Annotated in this window: 17 protein-coding genes; 11 read left to right on the top strand and 6 right to left on the bottom strand. The window is 50.6% G+C overall.

The window, feature by feature from the left end; all coding sequences use genetic code 11:
- Positions 1-5: 5 nt before the first annotated feature.
- From ACINK7_RS17095 to ACINK7_RS17055, 9 genes are read left to right on the top strand one after another with little or no spacing between them, the layout of a single operon-like run.
- A complete protein-coding gene (locus ACINK7_RS17095) occupies positions 6-944 on the top strand; it encodes a TIGR03749 family integrating conjugative element protein (RefSeq protein ID WP_404357117.1) in 939 nt (312 codons plus the stop codon).
- Complete coding sequence (locus ACINK7_RS17090; protein ID WP_404357115.1) at positions 945-2363, top strand: TIGR03752 family integrating conjugative element protein; 1419 nt, start codon at positions 945-947, stop codon at positions 2361-2363.
- Positions 2323-2769, top strand: coding sequence for a TIGR03751 family conjugal transfer lipoprotein (locus tag ACINK7_RS17085; protein WP_404357114.1), 447 nt, complete (start codon positions 2323-2325; stop codon positions 2767-2769). Before ACINK7_RS17090 ends, ACINK7_RS17085 begins: the two co-directional genes overlap by 41 nt.
- Positions 2769-5591 carry a conjugative transfer ATPase gene (locus ACINK7_RS17080; protein WP_404357113.1) on the top strand — a complete coding sequence of 941 codons (2823 nt, stop codon included), beginning with the start codon at positions 2769-2771 and terminating at the stop codon, positions 5589-5591. The genes ACINK7_RS17085 and ACINK7_RS17080 overlap by 1 nt, the downstream gene beginning before the upstream one ends.
- Complete coding sequence (locus tag ACINK7_RS17075; protein ID WP_404357111.1) at positions 5578-6045, top strand: TIGR03757 family integrating conjugative element protein; 468 nt, start codon at positions 5578-5580, stop codon at positions 6043-6045. The genes ACINK7_RS17080 and ACINK7_RS17075 overlap by 14 nt, the downstream gene beginning before the upstream one ends.
- Positions 6042-6938 (top strand): TraU family protein, encoded by an 897-nt coding sequence (locus tag ACINK7_RS17070; protein ID WP_404357109.1) that lies wholly within the window; start codon positions 6042-6044, stop codon positions 6936-6938. Before ACINK7_RS17075 ends, ACINK7_RS17070 begins: the two co-directional genes overlap by 4 nt.
- A 23-nt stretch (positions 6939-6961) precedes the next feature.
- Positions 6962-8314, top strand: a complete 1353-nt coding sequence (locus tag ACINK7_RS17065) for an integrating conjugative element protein (RefSeq protein ID WP_404357107.1) — start codon at positions 6962-6964, stop codon at positions 8312-8314.
- Positions 8311-8727, top strand: a complete 417-nt coding sequence (locus ACINK7_RS17060) for a hypothetical protein (protein ID WP_404357105.1) — start codon at positions 8311-8313, stop codon at positions 8725-8727. The genes ACINK7_RS17065 and ACINK7_RS17060 overlap by 4 nt, the downstream gene beginning before the upstream one ends.
- 8 nt (positions 8728-8735) lie before the next feature.
- Positions 8736-10250, top strand: coding sequence for a conjugal transfer protein TraG N-terminal domain-containing protein (locus ACINK7_RS17055; RefSeq protein WP_404357103.1), 1515 nt, complete (start codon positions 8736-8738; stop codon positions 10248-10250).
- Here the strand turns inward: ACINK7_RS17055 and ACINK7_RS17050 are convergent.
- Positions 10245-10901 carry a hypothetical protein gene (locus ACINK7_RS17050; RefSeq protein WP_404357101.1) on the bottom strand — a complete coding sequence of 219 codons (657 nt, stop codon included), beginning with the start codon at positions 10899-10901 and terminating at the stop codon, positions 10245-10247. The genes ACINK7_RS17055 and ACINK7_RS17050 overlap by 6 nt on opposite strands.
- 407 nt (positions 10902-11308) lie before the next feature.
- On the opposite strand from ACINK7_RS17050, the gene ACINK7_RS17045 reads away from it, so the two are divergent.
- Positions 11309-11599, top strand: a complete 291-nt coding sequence (locus ACINK7_RS17045; protein WP_404357099.1) for a hypothetical protein — start codon at positions 11309-11311, stop codon at positions 11597-11599.
- A gap of 577 nt (positions 11600-12176) precedes the next feature.
- Here the strand turns inward: ACINK7_RS17045 and ACINK7_RS17040 are convergent.
- The 3 genes from ACINK7_RS17040 to istA are packed head-to-tail and all read right to left on the bottom strand — an operon-like array spanning position 12177 to position 14720.
- Entirely contained in the window at positions 12177-12368 is a 192-nt protein-coding gene (locus tag ACINK7_RS17040) for a hypothetical protein (protein ID WP_404357097.1), read from the bottom strand.
- Positions 12365-13123 (bottom strand): IS21-like element helper ATPase IstB, encoded by a 759-nt coding sequence (istB, locus tag ACINK7_RS17035; RefSeq protein WP_404357095.1) that lies wholly within the window; start codon positions 13121-13123, stop codon positions 12365-12367. Before istB ends, ACINK7_RS17040 begins: the two co-directional genes overlap by 4 nt.
- Entirely contained in the window at positions 13086-14720 is a 1635-nt protein-coding gene (gene istA, locus ACINK7_RS17030) for an IS21 family transposase (protein WP_404357093.1), read from the bottom strand. The genes istB and istA overlap by 38 nt, the downstream gene beginning before the upstream one ends.
- A 721-nt stretch (positions 14721-15441) precedes the next feature.
- On the opposite strand from istA, the gene ACINK7_RS17025 reads away from it, so the two are divergent.
- The gene (locus tag ACINK7_RS17025; protein WP_404357092.1) at positions 15442-15786 is read left to right on the top strand and encodes a group I intron-associated PD-(D/E)XK endonuclease; all 345 of its coding nucleotides are present in this window, start codon (positions 15442-15444) and stop codon (positions 15784-15786) included.
- 103 nt (positions 15787-15889) lie between these two features.
- On the opposite strand, the gene ACINK7_RS17020 is transcribed toward ACINK7_RS17025, so the two are convergent.
- Both ACINK7_RS17020 and ACINK7_RS17015 read right to left on the bottom strand, forming a co-directional pair.
- Positions 15890-17593, bottom strand: coding sequence for an NERD domain-containing protein (locus tag ACINK7_RS17020; protein ID WP_404357090.1), 1704 nt, complete (start codon positions 17591-17593; stop codon positions 15890-15892).
- Positions 17593-23157, bottom strand: coding sequence for a DUF3883 domain-containing protein (locus ACINK7_RS17015; protein WP_404357088.1), 5565 nt, complete (start codon positions 23155-23157; stop codon positions 17593-17595). The genes ACINK7_RS17020 and ACINK7_RS17015 overlap by 1 nt, the downstream gene beginning before the upstream one ends.
- Positions 23158-23330: the final 173 nt, after the last annotated feature.

Genomic DNA, 23330 nt, shown 5'->3' with positions numbered 1-23330 from the left:
ACTTTATGAGGGTATGGGGTGTGGCTAGCGAGGATGTCGGCAGCAGGGATCGCTGCCGTCAAGCCCCCATGGATGGGTTCACGGCGGTCCTCGATAGACACATCTCATACCTTTTATTCTTGGACGGTTTTTCGATGAAAAGGGAGTGCTTGTTTCTGGTGGCAGTACTCTATTGCCTGTTGCCGTCCGTGGCCGGATCGGCGGACATCGAACGTCTGTTTTGGGACAAAGTGCCGCTCAGTATCACCCTGCCGGTCGGCCGGGAGCGATGGGTTACGTTTCCGGGCGACGTGCGCGTGGGCATGCCGTCCGAGCTGTCCGGCAAGGTGCGAACGCAAAGCCATAACGGTACCGTGTATTGGCTGGCGAACGAATCGTTCGAGGCCCAGCGCATTGAGATTCACGAGACCGACGGCAGCGGCATTTATTTGGTCGATCTGAGCGCAAGCAAAGAGCCAAACCTGCCGGTCAATCCGATCGAAGTGCTGAGTAGGCAAGCGCAGAGCGCCGAAAAAACCGACAGCGACAGAAATCGCCGCAATGCCCGTACATCCCGCAAATCGCAAAAAGCACCGGGCTTGGTCACCTTAACCCGCTTCGCGGCCCAGCAATTATATGCGCCGTCCAGGATGCTGAAAGCCTCGCCGAATATTCACCGGGTCGTGGTGACTCGGCGCGCGCTGCACAATCTGATCAGGGGCGAGCCGATCGAAGCGTTGCCGGTCGCGAGCTGGCAGGGCGGCGAATTGTATGTCACCGCCGTGCAACTGCGTAATACCGGGACAGCGGCGGTCGAGCTCGACCCGCGGCGCATTCGCGGCCGCTGGAAAGCGGCGACGTTTCAACATGGCCGGCTGCATCCGGTCGGTTCCGAGGCGGATACCACAGCCGTCTATTTGGTTTCCGATCGTCCCTTTCATGAAATGATACGGGGGGTTATGTAGATGCCATCGAACAAATTATTACCGATTATCGCAGGCTTGGTTTTACTGATGTTGGTCTTCGTCGGCGTCAAATCGATCGATAGCGGCGGCGAGAACATTCAACTCGACCAGGTGCCGGTCGCCGGCACGCCCGACGCGGATTCGCCGGCCGATACGATCCGCACACTGACGGCACAAGTCGCCTCGATCAAAAACGAATCCGAAAAGCTGCACATGCAAAATCAGGAATTGTTGCGTCAACGCCAGGAGATAGAAAGCAAAGTCAGGGCGGATCTGCTCACCGAAATGCGCAACCTAAAGGATAAGGAAGATACCACCGCAGTCGGCAAGCTGACTGAAAGACTGGATTTTTTCAAAAACCAACTCGACGAATTGACCCAGGCGCAAAACGGCGCCGCACAACAAGCACCCGGCAGCGATATCCCGATCGGCTTCGGCATCGGTAGCGGCGACGGCATAACCCTGCCCAAACCTACGGAAATCGTTTGGATCGAACCGCTGGGCACGAGCAAAGACCGCCAGGGCAATTGGGTTTATCCCGCGTTATCGAAAAGCGGCGACGACCCGGACCCGGCCGATGACACCGGCGGATTGCTTGGAACAAGCAGTACGACCGAGAATTATTTAAAAGCCAAATTGGACGAAGCCGAACCGGACGAACCGGTCTATACGGTGCCGCGAAACGCCACACTCATCGGCTCGACCGGCATGACCGCGCTGATCGGGCGGATTCCGTTCAAAGGCGTGGTCGAAGACCCGTTTCCGTTCAAAGTCATCGTCGGTCGCGACAACCTGGCCGCCAACGGCATCGAAGTGCCGGGGCTTGACGGCATGGTGTTCAGCGGTAAAGCGACCGGCGATTGGACGCTCTCTTGCGTTCGGGGCGACATCGTCTCGGTGACTTATGTGTTTGCCGACGGCACCATCCGGGAACTGTCCGCCGATACGACCAAGAACTTACAGGCTTCCCAACAAGGGCAACAACAAGGCGGACAACAACTGAAAATGGGCTGGATATCCGACCGGCGCGGCATTCCCTGCGTGACCGGAACCCGAATCAGTAACGCGCCGGACTATTTGGCGGGGCGCATTCTGGCCTCCGCCGCCGAAGCCGCCGCCGGCGCGTTCAGTCAGGCCCAAACCACGAATGCCGTCTCGCTCGGGCAAGGCGTGGCCACCTCGGTGATCACCGGCGATGCCGGTCAGTTTGCGGCCGGTCAGGCCTTGGCCGGCGGCGCGAACGAGGTGAGTCAATACTTGCGCGAACGCGCGGCGCAATCGTTCGATGCGGTCTATGTGGATACCGGTGCCGAATTGGCCGTCCACGTCGACATCGAACTGCCTATCGATTATGAACCGGACGGGAGAAAAACCCATTATGCCTCAACTCAAACGACTGACGACGACTTACTGGATTAATGCGCTGTGCGCCCTGAGCCTGACCTTGATCACGGCGGGCTGCGCAACCGGCGACAAAGAATCGATCTTGCCCCAGGAAGGGCCGACCATGAAAGAAGTTTACCACAGACACTTTTCCGGTACCGAACACGATCAGGACACACTCGACGCGACGCGCGGCGAATTGCTTGAACGGGAAGCGCGGCGTGAACCGGAACCGACTTCGGAGCTGTCCGCTTATACGCGCGATGCCGGGTCAGAGGTTCGGCAAGTCTTTCCACGGCTAATGAACAAAACCTTGATCATGTATGTGTTTCCGCATTTGAGCGGCGCCGAGCGTTATCCCGTGCCCGGTTATTCAACGGCGTTCCCCTTCTACGAGAAACCCGAATACGCCTTGCCGGGCGAGCCAGAGGAGGGCTATTGATGGCGCTTTTTTCCTTTACAACTCATGCATTCGCTAAAACTAAACCGTCCGCTAAAACTCAAGCGCAGGACGATGCCGCCCGGTTTCGACGCAGGGCCACCGACAGAGCACCGACCGAAAGACGGATACGGCAGCTCTATGAACGGCCGGCTTCGTTTACCAATTTGCTGCCGTGGCTGGAATATTGTCCGCAGACGCGCTGTTTCTTGCTCGATGACGGCTACAGCGTCGCTGCGTTGTTCGAGATCGGCGGCATCGGCACCGAAGGCCGAACGACTCAATACATCGCCGAACTGCGCGACAAACTGCAAACCGTATTGACCTCGATCGCCGAGGAACTGGACTCGCCTTGGATTTTTCAATTGTTCTTGCAGGACGAGCCCAGTCTGCTCGGCGTCGTCGACGAGGTCGAGCGTTATCTCGACCCGCGCGCGCAACAAAGCGAATTGAGCGAAAACTACTTGACGATCTTGCACGATCATTTGCAGACCATTTCCCAAACCGGCGGCGCATTCGACGACAAAATGGTCACCGGCGGGCCGTGGCGTGGCCAGCGCCGGCGTATCAGGGCGACGCTCTACCGCCGCCGTAAACCGGCCAAGAATGCCGGGACGCACGACTATTACCATCTGCCGCCCGAGGAGGAATTGAACGATGCGGCCGCCAAGCTGACCACGGCCTTTGCGACGGCCGGCATTCGCCTGACCCGGTTGGGCGGCAAGGAACTCTATGACTGGATGTTCCGCTGGTTCAATCCGAGACCGGCGGTCGAGGAGGGCGATAGCGAAGCCGTTTTGCGCAACGTCGCGCCGTACCCCGGCGATGACGAGATGCCTTTCGGCTACGCATACGCCGAAACCCTGATGCTGGGCATGCCGCATTCGGACGCGGATCGAGGTATTTGGTGGTTCGACGGGATGCCGCACAAAACCGTCACCGTTCAAGGACTTCGGAAGATTCCGGATATCGGCTTGTTTGGAGCCGAACGCAGCAGCGGCGATCACGTTTACGCGATGTTCGACCGCATGCCGGAAGAAACCATCCTGGCGATGACCCTCGTCGTTGCGGCTCAGGATCTTGTGCGCAACCATCTTGGCTTGGTCCAGCACGGTTCGGTGGGCGATTATCCGGAAGCGAAACTGGCGGCGCAAGACGCCGAAAAAGCGGTGATGGAAATCGCCAAAGGCAATAAACTGTTGCCGGTCCAGTTGGCGGTTTATGTGCGCGGCGACGACGAACCCGATTTACACCGCAAAATCAACAAGGTCAATTCCTTGCTGTTGTCGAATGGATTGCAACCGATCATGGAGCGTGACGATTTGATTCCGCTGGACAGTTATCTGCGCAACCTGCCGATGGGCTATCAGTACGACCACGACAAGCGTGAAGCGCGGCGCTCCCGTTTGATCTTTTCCAAACACTGCGCCAATCTCATGCCGGTTTACGGACGCTCCACCGGTTCCGGCCATCCCGGCTTATTGTTCTTCAATCGCGGCGCCGAACCCTTGATGTTGGACCCGTTGAATCCGCAGGACCGCAAGAAGAATGCCCACGCCCTGATCATCGGGCCGACCGGGGCCGGTAAATCGGCCACCTTGGTGTACATGATCCTGCAAATGATGGCGGTGTACCGGCCCCGCATCTTCATCATCGAGGCAGGCAACTCGTTCGGCTTGCTGGGCCAGTATTTGGCAAGCCAGGGCGTCACGACCAACCGGGTGTCGATGCTGCCGGGCGCGGATGTCAGCTTGCCCCCGTTCAGCGAAGCCTTGAAATTGCTCGACCAGAAAAACCTGGATTTCGATCTGCACGAGGATAACGACCTCGACGACGATCCGTACAACGATTTCGATAACGAAGACATCGAGGACGACAACCGGGATTTACTCGGTGAAATGGAGATCGCCGCCCGGATCATGATCACCGGCGGCGACGTGCGCGAGGACAATCGCATGACCCGCGCGGATCGGCTGCTGATTCGCCGAGCGATTCACGAGGCCGCGAAGAACGTCAAGGAGGCCGGGCGCAACCAGGTATTGACCGAGGATGTCGTGCAGGCGCTGCGCAATCTGGAGGGTTTGGCCGACCGCCGCCGGGAACGGGTGCAGGACATGGCCGACGGCATGGAGCTGTTCTGTTCCGGGCTAGCCGGGCATTTTTTCAATCGCCCCGGCGTGCGCTGGCCGGATGTCGATTTTACCTGGGTCGATATGGGTATCCTGGCCAGGGAAGGCTACGAAGATCAATTGACCGTCGCCTACATCGGTTTGATGAACCATATTCACGATCTGGTGGAGCGGCACCAGAACGATGCCAGGCCCACGATCGTGATCACCGACGAAGGGCATATCATCACCACCAATCCGCTGTTGGCTCCGTATGTCATCAAGATCGTCAAGATGTGGCGGAAACTGGGTGCCTGGTTTTGGATCGCGACGCAAAATTTGGAAGATTTCCCCGATGCCAGTAAAAAGATGCTCAACATGTTGGAGTGGTGGTTTTGCCTGGTCATGCCGAAAGAGGAGGTCGAGCACATCGCCCGCTTTCGCGACTTGCGCGACGAGGAAAAAAACATGCTGCTGGCGGCCAGAAAATCACCGAAGCACTTTACCGAAGGCGTGGTGTTGACCGACGAACAAGCGATGTTGTTCCGCATCGTCCCGCCGCCGTTGGCGTTGGCCTTGGCGATGACCGAGAAAGACGAGAAGGCAAACCGAGCCCGTATCATGAAGCAGAACGGTTGCAGCGAGATCGAGGCGGTCGAACAGGTGGCCAAAGAGATCAGTTTTAGGCGACGGGAGGAAATTGATGACCAGCATTAAATCCATGATCATCGTCCCTGGTTTGACGGTGAGCGTCATGACGGCAGTCATGCCTTTACCTGTATGGGCCGATGGGCATGCAATAGTCGTCGAAGCCATTCACAGCGACGCATTCCCGTTGACCGGCATCGACGCTCTGGCCGGGCAGGGCATAGAGATAAAAACCTACAATCTCGACGACGGCAAACGCTTGACGGCTAATCTGGCAGCTGGGTTGCCGCCCAACCAAGAACAGGCCAAAGCCACATTGGAGCGGCGCTTTAAAGAGCAAGGCATGGAGTCCGTCCAGGAACAGTTCACGCAGGCATTTCAAGGGCAAATCGCAGGGATGCAATACGGAATCAGCCGCTATCCCGCCATAGTATTCGACCGGGGCAAGGCCGTGGTGTACGGCGTGACCGACCTGAATCGCGCGTTGGCGATCTACCGCGAATGGCATAGGAACAATCCGTGAATGCTACGATCCGTAGACTGTTGCTCGTTGTTTTTTTCTGCGCGAACCTGGTCGCCGCGCAATCCTCGGCCAAGCAATACGAATGCATTCAACTCCGGGTCGTCGGTGTGTGTATCTGGATCGTTTGCACGCCCTTCGGCTGCGATATTGAAGTGAAGCTCAAGATCGGTCATTTCAATCCCGATGTCATGGTCACCGTGATTAATCCGCAGGGCGTGGATCGGGTCGAAGATCCCAAACGTATCGATACGTTTAATCGGAATCACAACAACCTGATTCATCAGGATGCGCTCGCGGTCGGTCATCCGCTGACCGGGCGTATCTATTGTCCGTCGAACACCACGGCTGCCAGTCCGTATTTTTCCGCGCAACTGGATATCCCGTCCTGGCGTTGGGGAGGCTTGGATGCCTTGCATCCGGCCTCCTGGGTGCCGGGCTTGCGGGAAATCGGTAATTGGCCGTTGAACAGATGGGGCCATATTTATCCGCGAACCGGCTGGACCATTCAGTATGCGCAGCCCAAAGCCGCCGCCGTCGTTGCGCATCGGGTCGGCGACATCATCACCCGTGACGGTCAGCCGCATGTTTACCGGAGCATTCTGGGCGAGCCGGTTTTCGTCGAAGACAACAAGTTGACCTGGTCGCCGGGCAGTTTGATCGAAAACAGCAACGAAGAGGGTTGGTGGCAACCCACCTCGCCAAAAATGGAGCAATGTCTGCTGTTCGGCGAGAACGACACGCTGGCGCTCCGAGGCTGGGGCGGCGGACGAGTGTCGAAGACGGGCGATTACGTCCATGCCTTGTGGCGACCTTACGCCTGTTGCGAAATTGACGACGGAGCGTTGGTCGTCATCGATTTCATGCCGTTTCCGACGCCGGTCATTACTCATTAAACACGCGATGACATGGGGGCGTTATGAACCAACGAATGTTTGTCATTACCGGTCTGCTGCTGTTGCTGGCCGTTAACACTTGCCTGGCGATCCCCTGGTCGAACGGTGACAACAGCGACTTTTATTACAAAATCGGCGGTGCGCGATCGATATCGGTGCCGCCCAACGTCAATGTGCAAACGTATGCGCTCAATGGTTCATTAGAGTACGGCCTTGGTTACAGTTGCGGCAATTTCGACCCCATGCTGGGGCTGACCAATTTACTCAATGATCTGCAGAATACCGGCAATAATCTCGTCAACGGCGCGATCGGCGCAGTGCAAGCAGCGATCGGCGGGCTTCCGGCATTGATCATGCAACGTATCGATCCAGGATTGTACGATTTGTTTCAGAATGCCTTGATCCGCGTGGAAGCGATTTTATCGCTGGCGAATAAATCGTGCGAGCAATATGAACAGGAAATCAAGCAAGGACTCAATCCGTATGCCGAATGGACCGACTTGTCGAAGATCGTCGATTGGAAAGTACAAATGGGTTCGAACGGCTACGGTGGTGCCAATGTAGACGTGGTGCAAGCCAAGGAGAATGTCGAGCGCAGTAATGGCGACAACGGCGTGCCCTGGATTGGCGGCAAAAAAGCCGGCGGCAAGAACATGGATGCCATCAAGGCGACCTACGACGTAGTGAAAGCGGGCTACAACATCACCCTGAATCGAAATCCCGATAACACGACTCAACCTGCCGACAAGTCACAGAGGCTAGTGGAAGTATTCGATTCCCCGAATAAAGCGTCGGAATGGGCGGTCGACGTGTTGGGGGATGTGCATATCTACACCCATGACCAGCGTCCTGTCGAAACGGTGCCGGGACACGGGTTACTGCCGAAAATCGCCGGCGAAATGACAGACGCCATGCAAAAATTGACTAATCTGGTGACCGGCAATGCGCAAACCACCCTCGAGAATCTAGGCGACGTATCGAGCAACGCCGTTCTGATCAACCAAGACGTGATCGGCGCGATCCGGTCGCTCAAGCCAGGCGAACAATCGATTGCGGTCAGCAAGTTGGCGTCCGAGGTGGCGATGGCCAAAGTCGTCGAAAAGGCATTGATTATCCGGCGCATGCTGATAACCGCCAGCCGCGAACCGAATGTCGCCAACTCGCCGGCCCCGACGCAAATCGAGCAATCCATATCCCGCCTGGACAGAGAAATCAACGACATCATGTACGAGCGCCGGATTCATAACGAGTTGGCGTCGCAAACGCCTGCCGTGATTTTAGGATTGAAAGCGGAGCACGACAATCGTTCTCAATCAACCCCTCCCGCAGCCGGGTCCGAGGACTCTACTCTAGAGGATGGAGCGATAAACCCATGACGCATCAACAACCAACAGACGGGAAACCTTCCGAGCAGGATCAAATGGCATGGGCCAGAAAACGTAGCCGGCAAGTCTTTACCGGGTCGTTATGGCTAACCGCGATGCTTTCACTCGCCATTGCCGCCGGGCTGATTGTCGCCAGTCATTATTATCCGATCGAAACGATTAAACAGGCGGTCGAGTCCGCCGAATGGCCCTTGGCGGTTTGGCGGATCGGTTTGTTTTTGGTGATTATCATCGGATGGCCTCGCTGGTCGGCTATCTATGCTGCCTGGGCCGGGTTGAGCTGCGAACAACTGGCTTTCATGCTGAATTACCGGTGGCGCATGGCGTTGTGGCTGTTGGTCATGGAAGCGGTGTTATCGCACGGTGTTCTCGTGCAATTTATCGACAATCTTTCAGTGTTATAGGCAGTGTCATGGGTGTTTCTTCGTATCTTGAAATCTATCTCACGCAATTCGGCTGGACGATGTACGACGTATTTTGGGAGGTTCTCGTCGATACCGGTCTGGCCTATCTGCCGTTCATCGGGATGTTTTTGCGCAATATCGTCTTACCGATAATCAGTCAGGAAGCCAAGGATGCGTCGGCGGTTTCCTTGCGCCGCATCGAAATCGATACCGTTAAAATGTTCGCGGTGTTGGTGATCGCTGTTCAACCGTACCTGACCGTCAGTTACAACAACTTGAGTTATACCAAGGCGTGTGATCCGGGCGGCAATGCGGTGGCCGGCGGCAATACCGGTAAAACCTACGACACAACGTTTACGGCGGCGACGCTCGGCGGTAATAACGCCCTGGTTCCAATTTGGTGGTACGCCGTTCTGGCGGTGACCGGCGGCATGAACGATGCGGCCATCCTGGCAATCCCGTGTACCCACAATATCCGCCTGATGTCGTTCAGCATCGAGAACGCGCGTGTCAAAGACCCGCAATTGCGCCGCCAGGTCCAACTGTTTTTCAAGGATTGCTACCGGCATGCGATGGCGATGTTTCTGGATCATAACCAGCCTTATCCGAATAATTTGCCGAAGGAGGATCTGAATTGGTTGGGATCGCAGTTTTTTTTGAACGGGACTTACCAGACCGCACGGGCCAGCGCCACGGTCCCGGGCTTTACTTACGACCCGAACCGTGACCTGGAATACGATCCGAATGTGTATATCCCCGTCGACGGTAAACCGACCTGCGCGCAATGGTGGACTGGAAACGGACACGCCAATGGCATCGGGCTGCGCGAAGCCTTAGCAGACCAGATCGATGCCGGAGCGTTGACGACGTTCAAGCAGCATGTCGCGAATACAACGGGTAAGCCTCAGGAAGAGGTTGAAAACATCGCGATCAAAACATTGATCAGCCGTGAGGAAACGGCATTCAACGGACTGAGGAATTTGAATAGCTATAACGAAGCGAGCTTTGCCAACGCCGCCAGCTCGGCAGGCGCTACGCTGGGCTCCTTCATGGAAGCCATGTCGTTTTATCCGGCGCTATACGCAATGAAAGCGGCGGCTCCGATCATCCAGGCCGTGGTGCTGATGCTGATTTATGCCTTGATGCCGTTTTACTTTTGGTTTTCGTCCTACCAGCCGAGCAAGATCATTTTCATGTCGATCATCGTTTTTTCGGTCAAGTTCTGGACCGTGCTATGGGCGATTGCCAATTGGCTGGACAATAACTTGATCGAGGCGATCAAGCCATCCTGGTATCAATTGAGCATGCAAAACAACATGCTCGTCGAAATGATCATCGATTTCGTGATCGGTGGGTTGTTCGTCGTGATGCCGCTGTTTTGGTCGGGGTTGTTGGCTTGGGCGGGGTTTAGGGTTGGGAGCGGTATAAGTGATGTAACCAAAAAAGGGTTTCAAGGACCACAGAATGCAGGTACTAAAGGAGGTGATTCTGGTAAAAAAATGATTAGCAAAGGAAAATTATGATTCATAAAATTCTTCATGATAATCGTAAGGGTATATCCCTAATGGATCATCACCCTCGTCCATTTCTCCAGTAGTAGCATTGTAATAAAAACCGTTATTAATGCTCTTGTTATCAGAAACATCCAATAAACTTAACCGCCCAGCGATAAACAACAGCCAAGCATAACCCACAAAGGTCAACAGATCGATGATCCAAGGCAGGAAAGCAATAACGACCGTAATGACGGCCAGGCTAATCCAAAAGGCTTTTTGACGGGCCAAGCTCAGACCTTTATCCAGGACGAAACGAGCGCCGCCGACGGCCAGGCGCTTGATCTGGATCGAATGGTTAATACCGTTGATCAGACCGGCCGGAACCAGTAGTAATGCCGCCAGAACGTAAGCCAGGCAGCCGGCGAACCCGCTGGCAGCAATCCATTGGAAACCCGGAGCATTGGGCGCAAAGACCAACAACGCGACCAACGGCAGCGTGCCGATACCGCCGGCAACGGTCAGCCACTTGCCGGCAGAGACCATGAGGGAAGTGACTTTTCCGGACACAACGGCGGCCTTGTCGGCGGGCAGGGCGGCCAACAGCCTATTCGCACGGTAAAATAACACCAGCGTGCCAAATGAGGCGACCAAAGCGGCCGCAAGCAAAAACGCTTCCATAGTTACCTCCACACCGAATCGTTTAGGATTTCGGAATTAATTTATGCAGCATAATCAGTATTATGTGCCCTGACAAAGTCTCGGAGCTATTGAGTTATCCACAAAATCTGTGGAAAAGTCTGTGTACAAGCAACCTTCTTGCTGATCATATCAATGGCTAGACAAAGGTGTCTATTTTTTAATCGATTTGATCGTTATCGTTTTTGGGCGATAAGGGTTTCTGATTAGCAAGATGCTTCAGCTTGCTGTTCTGTGAACCATTCCCGTTATCTTCGCCAACCGGTGAATAAATCACACAAACGGCGTGACTCGATCACCGCCTTTTCTTCCGGAAATCGGGATACTGTACCCAAGTTCAACGAAACGCTTGAACGAACCATACCAACAAAAACCAAGGGGAAACCACCATGAAAACAGTATCTTTCGCAGCAGTCGTTTTGATGACAGTCGTCGCCGGCACAGCCATGGCCGAAGGCTCGAAAATCGAAAAATCCACGATAATCAACGCTTCCAAAAACACGTTGACCAACACTCAGGCGATCGGTCGCAACAGCGCCGCTCACACAGGCTCTATCAGCATCGTCGGCTCGAAAGTAGAGAAATCGACTCTGATCAACGCCTCGAAAAACACGCTGACCAACACGCAAGCGATCGGCAGGGATTCGGTGGCGACAACCGGTACGATCGACATCCGCTAAGTAGCGCATAAGAGCACAAGGACGTGCGCTACTGGGACTGCAGGACGCGCAGGGATAGCACGCTTTGAGGAACAATGAATGACCGGAAGAGCGGCAAGACTACGGGCTGCGATGACAAGGACGTCAACTAATGTCTTCTTCCATAAAGTTAGATGAAAGTTGACAGCCATATAATTTGTAATTTATGTTTTTTAAATACCCCATCACGGCTCATACGAGTCTGAGAGTAGCTTTAATACAGAAATAGCATACGATCGAAACTGTAGGGTTGGCAGCCTGAGCTATTCGATACTGTTACTTGCAGTATGGTGATGTAACCGGGAGGTCAAGCATGAGCTGCCTCGGTCCGTATACAGGAGGCCCCCAACGGCTGTCATACGGCATAACCCTTAATAACGGTAATGCTTGTGCCTGTAAAAAACTCCAACATTAAAGAACAAACTCTTGCTGTTCACAAACAGCTTTCCTATGAAAATCTAGTGTTAACGCCGACCTAAACCCGCAACTATTTGCCGCAGGATAAATACCAAAAATAACGGCGGACGGCACATTTTAAAAGCATTAAAAAAACGACCTGCTAAAACGGGATCTCATCATTAAAATCGCTTTCCTCAGGTCCCGCCTGTTGTTCGTCAGGTATTGTTTTGTACAGGTCCAGGATATCCTCACCATAACATTGCCAAATGGCTTCTTTCAAATCATCGAGGAACTGATAGACGCAATCGGCCTCTTCCGGTGTCCAATGGGTGGTGATTCTCAGTATTTTCATTTGGCGCCCCCTTGTTGTCTGCTGCGCCGTTCCGTCGCCTGTTCTTTGGCCTCTTTCATGCGATACGATTTTCCCTCGATCGCGATGATTTCACTATGATGAACCAGTCGGTCAACCAGAGAGACGACACAAGCGGCATTGGGGAAGACGTCGTTCCATTCGGCGAACGGGCGATTGGTGGTGACCAGCGTGGAACGTTGTTCATAGCGTTGATTGACGATTTCAAACAGCAGATCCGCGTGGCGGTTGCTGTAGGAGAGATAGCCGACTTCATCGATGATTAACAAAGCCGGTTTGGCGTAGTGCTTGATTCTTCGCCGCAGGGCGTTGTCACTGTCCAGGGCGGCCAGGTCATTGAGCATGTTGGCGGCCGTTGTAAATAAGACGGTATGGCCGTGCATCACCGCTTGATAGCCCAGGTTTTGCGCCACGGTTGATTTGCCCACGCCGTTACCGCCCAGTAGGATGATATTATTGGCCCCGGTTAAAAAATCCAAGTGCATTAACGCATGGATCGCTTTTTGATCGATTTTATCCGGCCACTGCCAATCGAATTCGGTTAAGGGCTTAAAGCGCCCCAGTTTGGCGTGGCTTAAACGTCGCTCCAGTGAACGTTGTTTTCGCTCTTGCCGTTCCCAGTTTAATAGGGTTTCCAGCCAGGGATACTGTGCTGGCGTCAGTTCATGCCAATGCGCCTGCACACCATGAAGCTTGAGCTCAATCGCTTGTTGCTTGAGTTGTTCGGCATCCATCATGGTTTTCCCCCTTTTTTATCGTTGTTATAGCGTTCTTTGGTTCTGGCTCTTGCTCTGACGCTTTCTTTTGCTCCTTCTCCTGCTCTTGTTCGCTGTCATTGACGGGGCCGTCCTCGTGACTGGGATTGAGTTGGTCATACTCAGCCAGGTTGACCGCTTTGATGTGGTACGGCTTGACTTTATCGGGCACCGCGACGGCCAGGGGCGGCGGCTGCCGTTTTTCATCACGCCGGCGTTCCAGGATTTGTTGCACCGCTTGCGGGTAGGGCGATTGCTGTTTGAGCGCTTCTTCGAGCGCGCTGTGCAATTCGTCCCGGCCATAGTCATCCAATAGCTGATTGAGTAACCGGACCGTAGTTTTTAACACATGGCCCCGTTGGATGGACTGCTGTAGGAAGAGAGAAGTATGCGCGGAAGCGGCGCTTAAGCGGTCTTGCCCTCGGTGCTGCTTGGCGTTGGTTTTTTGCAGCCACAAGGCATTGATATGGCTTTCATCTTCGATTTGCTTAGCCTTATCGAAACTGCGTCGATGTTCGGCAATCACATGTTCGCCATCCAGGATGCATAGCCGCTTAAGATCGGCGATCACCGTCAGCGGTTTTTGTACGTGCTGATGCGGAATCGAGTAATCATTCCAGTCAAAGCGGATATAAGGCGTCTTTCGGGCCGAGACCTGTGTCCTTTCACGGGTATCAAACGGGTTGTCCGGCAGAGTGAGCAAACTCGGCTGCTCCTGATGAAAAGCCTCCTGCACCGTCAACTCGGTATGTTCCGGGCAGCGCCGCTCGCCGCTAACGCCTTGACACCATTGATCGGCCTGTTGATTCAGTTCTTCGAGTGTTTGAAAATGCCGCGCGGCAAAAAAGTTATCCCGGATATAACGAATCGCCCGCTCCACACGGCCTTTTTCATTGCCGCGCGCGACGGCGACCGGGCGTGGCTCAAAGCGATAATGCGCGGATAAGGCCAGTAACGTGGGATGAAAACGGATGGCGTCGCCTTGACGTTCCAGCACGGCCGATTTGAGATTGTCATAGAGCAGCACCTTGGGTAAGCCATTCCAGGCCTCGAACGCCGCCACATGGCCGCGTAGAAAGTTTTCCATTTGTTGATTGAGGTAAAATTGCAAATAGATTTGCCGCGACCAACTTAACACCATCACAAACGCCATTAACGGTCGTTTGGCTTTGCCGATTTGAATCGAACCAAAGTGTCCCCAATCGACTTGGCCTTGTTCACCGGGTAAGGTCTTTAAGCGCAAATAGGCTTCCGGCTGTCGGCGCGGGCGCAGTTGACTAATGCGCTGGCGAAACTGGCTGGGGCCGCCGGGATAACCCCGTTGTCTCGCCATCTCATACAACCTGGCGGCCGTTAGCGTCGGAAACTGCGCCAAGGTCTCCCGGATAAACGGCAAATACGGATCGATGATCGATGCCCGCGGCGAGCGATCGACCTTCGGCAGTCCGGCTTGCGATAACACGCGATCAACAACGGAATGATGGATGCCTAACTGGGTGGCAATCGTGCCGACTCGCCACTGTTCCACAAAATGATAACGCAGTATTTTCGCTTCAATGTCTTTATTGATGGTCATCATCCCCCCTCACCAGCATATCGATTCCGGAATAACGGTAAATTCCGACCGGCATGGACAAAATCCCGGCGTAAAAATGGCCCGCAAACGGCACCGCAATGGTGACAACGCAAATCACCGCCCATGAGCTCGATGGACTCGGTTTGTTTGAGCCCAGTGCGCTTACGTTTCAGTACATCATGAGCGGTCACCGGTAAGGAACCCTGATGCGTTACTTTTTGTTTCTGTCGTTCTCGAAACCGTTGTTGACGGTCGGCATTATGAAAGCGACCTGAGCGTGTGGACTGATATTTTTTCCCGGCACGCCTGCGAGACTCTAAACGAGCGGACACGGCGCATTCGCGGCTGCAATAACGCTGGCCGCGATCACAACCTGAGCAGATGATGACCTGTGCATGACAACGGTGACAATAATAAAGGCGGGCGGTGCGGCACATCGGCAAAGAGGCCGATGAGGGCTGGATTTATTCCTCAGATGTGTCACACTGAGGATCGTGCTTCGGCACGGTTTTGGGGGGTATGGCGTCAGCGTTGACCGTCAAATCTTGGTGGCGTCATACCTTCTCTCAACGACACCGCTCTTTATACCGCTGACCGTGATGTTTTGCTTGATTAGTGATGAATCGAGTTCGTAAAAAAAACCTCCATCACGATTTTTCAGCAGGCTATTTGAGGCAGGGGGAGATCGTGCGGGGATTTTACTATTCGGCAAATAACTGCGGATTTGGGCTGGTTTTTACATCTAGTCGCAGCCTGGTTGTTGGGTGATGGTTGGGAAGTCTTAATTCCAGCTATTGATCACGGCAAAAAAACAGATTTAGTTGTTGCCGACGACACCAACTACTATCGAATCCAAGTTAAAACGCTTGAGTCGAGTGATGAATCAATCAAAGTTGAGAACAAATGGAAAGGTGCCAAAATTGACTATGTCATCTATTTTTCTCGAACGGCAGAATGGGGCTACATCGCACCCGCATTTGAGGAAAGCTCTAAACGGTTGAATTCAGCTGGACACATTCGATTTCACGCCCATCCCAACAACTTTCTCAAGGCCTTCAAAAAGATTTAGTAGTCAAACAAATCAAAAGCACCCTGGCTTATTTTTAGCCGGGGTTAGATTACTGGTATTAATCTATATTAACGTAAGTTATTAATTGCGGAAGTAACTCAATTTAGTCAATTTGTAGCTGCTGTAATGATTGACTATCTCCCACAAAATACAACAACGACTTTGCTCTAGATATACCCACATACATGATAGCGTCATTTGATAAAGTTAGTTGATCTAACCATAAAAAAATCACCTCTCGCTCCAGTCCTTTAAAACGCTTTACTGTATCAATCAAAACCCCATTAGTCACGAAATGCTCCTCCCTCGACCATTTTGCCGGTTTGGATAATGTTTCCTTTTCAAGCAAATTGTAAAATACGTCCTTTGGCTGACCGGCAACAAGAACTGCGATTGATTCAGGTGCTACTCCCTCATCATGAATAAGCTTTATGATGTGCCTAGCGATCTGCTTAGCTTGAGTTTCGATTGTTGGGGAGGAAATCAGAATGGGGTTAAGCCCTTCGATACCAGAATCGTCAGTTTGCTCACCATCGTAGTATCGGTAAGCAAGGGTATGAACAGGCTTTGAGTTCCGACAATTCTTAGTGAGTGGATACGTGTCTGATTCTGGGATTGGAAAAGAGGAAACCCGAGAATAGAGACGTTGGTTTTCATCATAGAAAACATACAACCAAGACCTTTCTGAACTCCGAAGAGCCATTTCGACAGGCAACCAATATTCCTCACCGAAGTCCTGACCTTCGTCAATTATGATTGCATCAAATTGCAGTTTATCTCCAAGCTCTTCGATAGCATAGAACGCAGCCAACGGTAGCTGAACGTCAAAGAGATCATCATTGGGTACTTCCTCCCGCACTCTATCCAAAGGATTCTGCCACCCATTTTTAACAACCTCATCACAGCAATGGTGGCAAAATTGGTGATAGGTGTATACCAAAATTGATTCCGATTGAGGAAACTGGCGACGAAGAGTAACGGCTAAAGCCTTGTTGTAACACAACAGCAAAACCTTAGCGCCGTTATCAATCATCCTACGAGCTTTTTCGACAGCAAGTATTGTCTTCCCTGTGCCAGCTGCACCTACGATAGCGGCCCTTTTATGGCGGCTAAGAATACGAAGAACAGACGCTTGTTCATTAGTCAGTTTGATGCGAAGCTTCTCATCCACCTTAAGAATGTCGCGCAGCAAAGGTCTCACAATGATGGGACTACAAAATACTTGCTCGACGACTTTCAGCCCATCTAGTCCTAAGGGAACGTCATCTCTCCCCATCCAATAACCGTAGACCTGATCTAACCAAGCATTGATACGATCAAGCGCAGACCTGCTCCCAATAATCTCGTTTGGACATTCCGATAAGCCCAATTCCTCAATAGACTCGATATCGGGCAGTAAAACCGCGTGTCCTGCCGGCATCCGTTTACGCAGATTCGTCCACACACGATTGGAATTAAGCTGATTGAGAATGGCGTATTTTTGATTTTTTGCCTGAGCAACAGGGTTCTTGATCTCGTGAATTTCGCCCCTCCTGTCAACTGATTGCCAGCCTCTCGCTGGATCAAACCGAATACCTCCTCCCTTTACCTCTATAATAAGAAGACCCTGCTTAGCTGAAAAGATTACAAAATCAGCTTCACCATCTTTATGACCACCACTCTTTCTAGGTGCAATAAATGATTTTCCGTGGATGATAAGATAACGATCATCTAAAGAATCTCGAAGACACCGATACACTTTGGCTTCTGCTTGAGAAGGCAATTCGAGCAACATTGTTTCTGTTAGCTCAGGGTATATGCGAGCCATTATGCCTGCCTCGAACGAACCGTGATATCAGCGAGTCGCTTTCGCTGCAGGACATCATTTGAGTCTCTGTACAGCACAAGGGGAAACTTTCCAAACGGGCGAATGGTTTCGACTATTCCAACGAAAATGCCATTTAAATAAACTTCGTCTCCAGGCGCCGGCTGCACAGTTTCAAGTACCTTCGCATCGTTGCTGTCTGCAATCTGCTTCCAACCTCCATCAAATACAAATCGATCCACCTCATTACTAGGGTTGTGGATCTTGTGAATTTTCGGAGAACTGGAGCGAACACTCTCCACGACATATAACCAATGATCCCGATCAGGATTTTCTCTAGCATAGAAAAACTGTGCGGCTGTCATCGAAACACCTCGCTCACCCCATGCCGCTTCAGTACCCTTTACTTCGATATAACGCTTTCCATCGGCTCCTTCCGCCATAACGTCATATCCCGCATTCTGATGAGCCATGGATCGGGCGTCTCGGCCTTGACTACGCTCATATTCAATAACAAGTTCCACAGCAATCTCACCGGTCCTAAGTTCTCGTTCATTTGACACAGAGCTTGATCGGTCTGATAGCTTATTCGTATTTGTATGCGATACGTATGAGACGAGTCGGCGTTGCACTGAAGGCTGATGAGTGGAAATAGTTGAAGTTTGAACCGGTTGAAGTCTACCATCGACCGTGTCTTCTTTTTCCATATCTAGATATTGTCTATGCCCGCTACCAGTATCAGGTATACCGGACCGGATTTTTCCGTTATTTCCATTTTCTTCTAACTGATGAGCTCCTGTTGTTGCGTCTTTAAAATGTCCTACTGTAGATGACTGAGGTCGAGCCGATGTCGAGGTGGCATGTGGATAGTTAGAACCTGAAGTGCTTGCTGTTGCATTAGATGTCGTTCCACACTGCTCCTCATCTTCCTCAATTACTGCTAGATCCATATCAACTACTAGGTCAGGAGTTTCGCTTTCGTGTAATTTTTCTTCATCCCTAATTTCTATTTCCCCGGACTCATAATCGGGGAATTCTTGAGGAGCTATTTCATCTCTCTTCTTTGGCTCATCATCAATATCAAATGCATATTTCCTTATCTTTAGCGCATCGAGCGTTTCCGAAATTTCATCTGGACAACACTCTAGGATGCGTACTAAAGGGGCTAAATTTCGCAAAGAGCTGTCTTTCAACATTCGATTGAGTAAATCAGCTAGGTCATCACGAAAATATTTTCTACGGTATTCTGCAAGCATCGCTACCATCTGGTCTTCATCTAAATAAAATTCCGCTTTACTATCGCCAATAAGCTGCTCACTGTCCTCCGTCACCAAATAAAGGCACGTTTGGATAGATTTTACGCATTGGACCTCTACTTCTTTTAGAAAAATCAGTGATCTATTCGATACTTCAAACCCCTCATGCTTAAGTAAACGTTGCAAACCAGAAACAAACTCATCAGAACGTAACAATGATTGAAAACGGAAGCATTGTGCAGACTCCTGTTCTAAAACACTTTCAGTAGGATATTCAGTAAGTCGTTGCTTAATGGATGCAGCTAGGCTAGAAATCTTTAATCGACTTTGAATATAAGGTATACCGGATACAGAATCCGATAGTATTGGTATCTCACGGGAATCGAGTATTTCTTCATACCAAGGCGCATCTGCTAAATACACTGCCTTTGCGGCTAAAAGAGAGCCGCTCCTAGTAGGAACCAATACTTCATCATCTTCGATATCTTCATAATCAAGATAGTTGACAATATGGCGTATAATTTCCCGAACAACATGACTTATTTTGCTTTGCGACACGTTGGATTCGCTCTCGGAAATTTCATGCAGCACTTGCTTCCAATCAGAAATTGATGCTGATTGCCTTCTACCAAGTGCCGCATAACCGCGTTCAACTGCATCTTCACTATTTCTAATTGTTGTCCTCCAAGGTTCCATGTATCGAACGTCGTCTGAGAAAACACGGTCTGGCCGCCAAAACCGCATTTGCTCTTGATCCCAGATGCATGCCTTTGAGAAGAACTTTGCTTCCAGATTTAAAATTCTGTCGCTATCTGAATCTCTAATAACTTCATCGGTATCGTCAACTTCTTTCGGGATTTCACCTCCAAAAAATCGATAGATTTGAGAAAGGGATTTGATGAGTGCCGATTTGTTAGGCATCTTTTCCACATGCGCGTATTGGGCAAGAATTTCTTCAAAGTGATTTACAACCAAGTCAAGTGGCGGTTTAATAGGAAAGCCCATCACTTCACGTACCTGCTTGCTCGGTTCGCTTCTAAAAACAGTAATTTGGGCTTGGCTAGCGACCAATTGACCAACCCTAGGGAAATAAATGTTACTTGGATACCCATAACTTTCTGTCGGCGCCGAAAAACAAAGGAGATCTCCAGCTTCATTTCTTAGCGGAATCCATGCTATCATTGATAATTCGTCGATGGCCTCGGAAAGCTCATCTGTAAGCTCTTTGTGATGTTTAAGATCGGAATCAACACGCTCTTTGATAAACTCATAAACTGTCTGAAGTCTGTCAACGGTTTCTTTTTTTGGCGTTTCATTAACCAACGTTTGAACGTAAGAAACCACGTCCTTGATTCTTGGCTCAATTGGCATATTGAGTTGACGAAAAAACTCAAGCCATCGTTCCTTGTTTTGTGCATAGGCTCCGGTCATATCAGGAAATGATGCTTGATTCCCGAGTATGTCGGCAGCGAGCTTACTATCGGGCTGGTACACATTTTGTGGTGGACGTAGTGTTTGATCATCACAGATGATTATCGGTGCCTCTTGCACTTCAGCAAAAAGTCTGCCCTCAGTTTCTTTTTCGTCATCACTTTGTGCAATACTTAAATTGTCCCTTAGCCAAGCTGTGGCACTTATTCTGTCAGCAGCATTTAGAGAATTAAAGCTTGGGAGCAGTAATTCTCTGATAAGGCGGGAGCGGGACAATTCAGGAACATTCAGCAATAAAAGCAAGTCGCGCCAACGATGCTTGGGACCATCATCGAGTAACATTACATCTAAATCGAGTGCCGGAAACGTAAACTCTTGAGGTATGTAAGCGGTGGTTTTTAAGTCTACAAGCAGGCCTGTCCCAGATGGAAAGATCTTTAGCGTTCTAAGTGTATCTTGCCTATCGCTACACTTTTGAAGTTCTACAATACATTCCTCTTTGCTCAAGTAATCGAGTAAAGCCCGTTGTATGTCTGTTAAACGGTCATACGATTGAAGTATTTCGTTACAAACACAATCAAGAGTGTCGATTAGGTCTCTTGGAGTTACATACCAAATGCAATCTTCCTTCCTTGAAAATTCACTAATCAGCTGAAATAACTCACTGCTGACACCATGAACAAGAGGAATATTTAGCTCATTTAGTGCATTTCTTAATTCTTTCGCTCCTTGAAATAAAAGTGGTGTTGCTGCCGATCCCATTTTATGAAGTTCACCCTGTTGGTCAGGGATCAGCGGAATCGACTTTATTTCATCTTTGAGCCCTCGTAATTCACTATCAAGTAATCGTTTAAACACAGCACGGAGCCATGAGTCAGTTAGAGTCCCTGCAGAACTCCTTATCATTTTTAACTGCCCATTTTTGGAATGTGTAGAAACGTATTTTTCTAATTCCCGCACAAAGCACTCGTCATTCATGTCAAGGACATTTATGCCATCTGAGGCAGATAAACCAACATAATTCGCGAATTCCATGTCGACAAACCACTCTTGATGATCCCAAAAAACTTCGAGATCCAATGAGGTGTTCGCCAAATAAAGAGGTAATTCGGTGAATCCAACTGTGCGAAGATGTCCGCGACAATCGATCACTAACGGTAAGCCCGCAATCGTCTCTCCTGGTTGGTCTTTCAAACAGAAACGAAATATCTGCTCAATGTATTCCCGCTTTTGGAGACAAGCTCTGGGAGCCAAATTAAGGGGAGTATCAATATCTTGTCGTACCATAAGTTGCGTTCGCAGTTCCGATGGTTTCAACGTCGTAGTTTGAATGCCACAGACAGCAAATCCGTTTACCACGTGAATAGGCATTTGTGGTTGTTGTATCGGAAGGAACTGTTCTGAAATCAACAAATCGCCAAGTGGCATTAGTTCTTCAGGCAAGGATCGAGTTTCGGATAGTTCTAACCAAGGAAACTCTCCTGAAACACTAATTATCGGAGCTGTTGCGGCTCGCTGATAAAAAGCTATGGTAAGCCAATGCTCCCAGTTTCCTTCGTTGGTGACTGCTTGAGGAAAAGCTCGGTAATATGAGTCAATGCCAACGATTTCAAGATCAGAACGCAGCTCTTCGATAAGCTGTATGTAAGCAAGCGTAACCGAGGTCTCTAGTAATATTTGATTCCAATCAACGCGAAGGCGACTAGTCCCATGTGTCGACCAATCGAGAAATATATTCTGCCTTGAATCATCAAGATCAAAGTAACCATTGACCTGTACAGGCATACTTGTTTGCATCGGTATGGGGAGAAAACAGAAAATTCGTCCTGTCATTTGCGGATTATTATCAAGAGGCCACGCAGTTCCTGCATAAGGTAATGCCTTCTCGTCTTTCTCTAGCATTTCACGGCAAGTGCTAATTACCTTTTGCTCTTCATCGACAAAGAAGCCGTCGATCACCCTCCATTTTTCCGTTCTCTGAACTCCGTTTGCTACGACCTTGTATTCGTGGCGACAGTTGGAAAAGATGCTCCCCATCTCTGAAAGCTTATCTACTATGTAATCTGGATTAGCACTATATAAGAGTGCATTGACCTTCGCTCTTGCGCTGACGATTTCATCGGAATTAGTGGCCTGTATAGACAAAAGACACAGAACAGAGCCATCACGCTTTCTGTGTTCAACTTTCAGGTGTCGAACGTATTTCAAGAATAAAAGCATTGCGGAGCCCATTTGCTCTAACTCTTGAACTGCTTCAAGCGCATCCGCGACTGTATATTCTTCCCTTTTGATCCTACTTGTGGTTGCCTGCTGACAACTACGAAACGGTAGCCGAAAAACCGTCCCTTCAAAATTGCTTTCATCTACGATAAATGACGCAAGCGAATCCAGAATTGGCCATCCTTCATCGATAAGCTCATCGACAGAAAAGCTTCGCCCGGGGTTTACCATTGATGCTTCTGGGACAGTATGAAAATGTGGATCAAAGAAGTACAGCTCGCCCCTCGTAAAAAAACAAGGGACATCAGTTACGTTGTAACATCCATTAAAACCCAATCCAAAACGACCGGTTTTGCCAACAGAACGAGATTTTCCGCTTTCACCAATATTCTGGATACCCTCGATATCACGGTCACTAAACGGCTTATTGTTATAAACAAGCAGTGCCGGTGTCGTATGTAACCAACGCATACTATCTGGTAGGCCTGTAACATCGTACTCTTGCTCGTCAATGACGAACATAACCTCATCTGCCTCAGCATCGTCTGCGTTCTGTATAAACTCCTTAAGAACGCCCAAACCTTTAGGATAACTACGCACAAGATTGTGTAAGCGTGTTGTTAAGGGCTCATGCTGCCCGAATTCTCTTCCTATCGTCACTTAGTGTCACCGTTGAAATATGCTTGATCAAGCTGGGAGACTCCGCCTCTGTAAATATCAAAAGGAGTCATTTCGTATTGTGTTTCTTTAGAATTCTAGTTACTGAACAACAATGTAGGCCTATGAATCACCTTCGAAGGGATACATACAAAATGTCCATTCAAAACGATAAT

It is taken from the genome of Methylotuvimicrobium sp. KM1 (genome assembly GCF_044788715.1).
Taxonomy (GTDB): Bacteria; Pseudomonadota; Gammaproteobacteria; order Methylococcales; family Methylomonadaceae; genus Methylotuvimicrobium.
The sequence above is the reverse complement of the archived record's forward strand: the minus strand, read 5'-3'. Positions and strand labels throughout refer to the sequence as shown.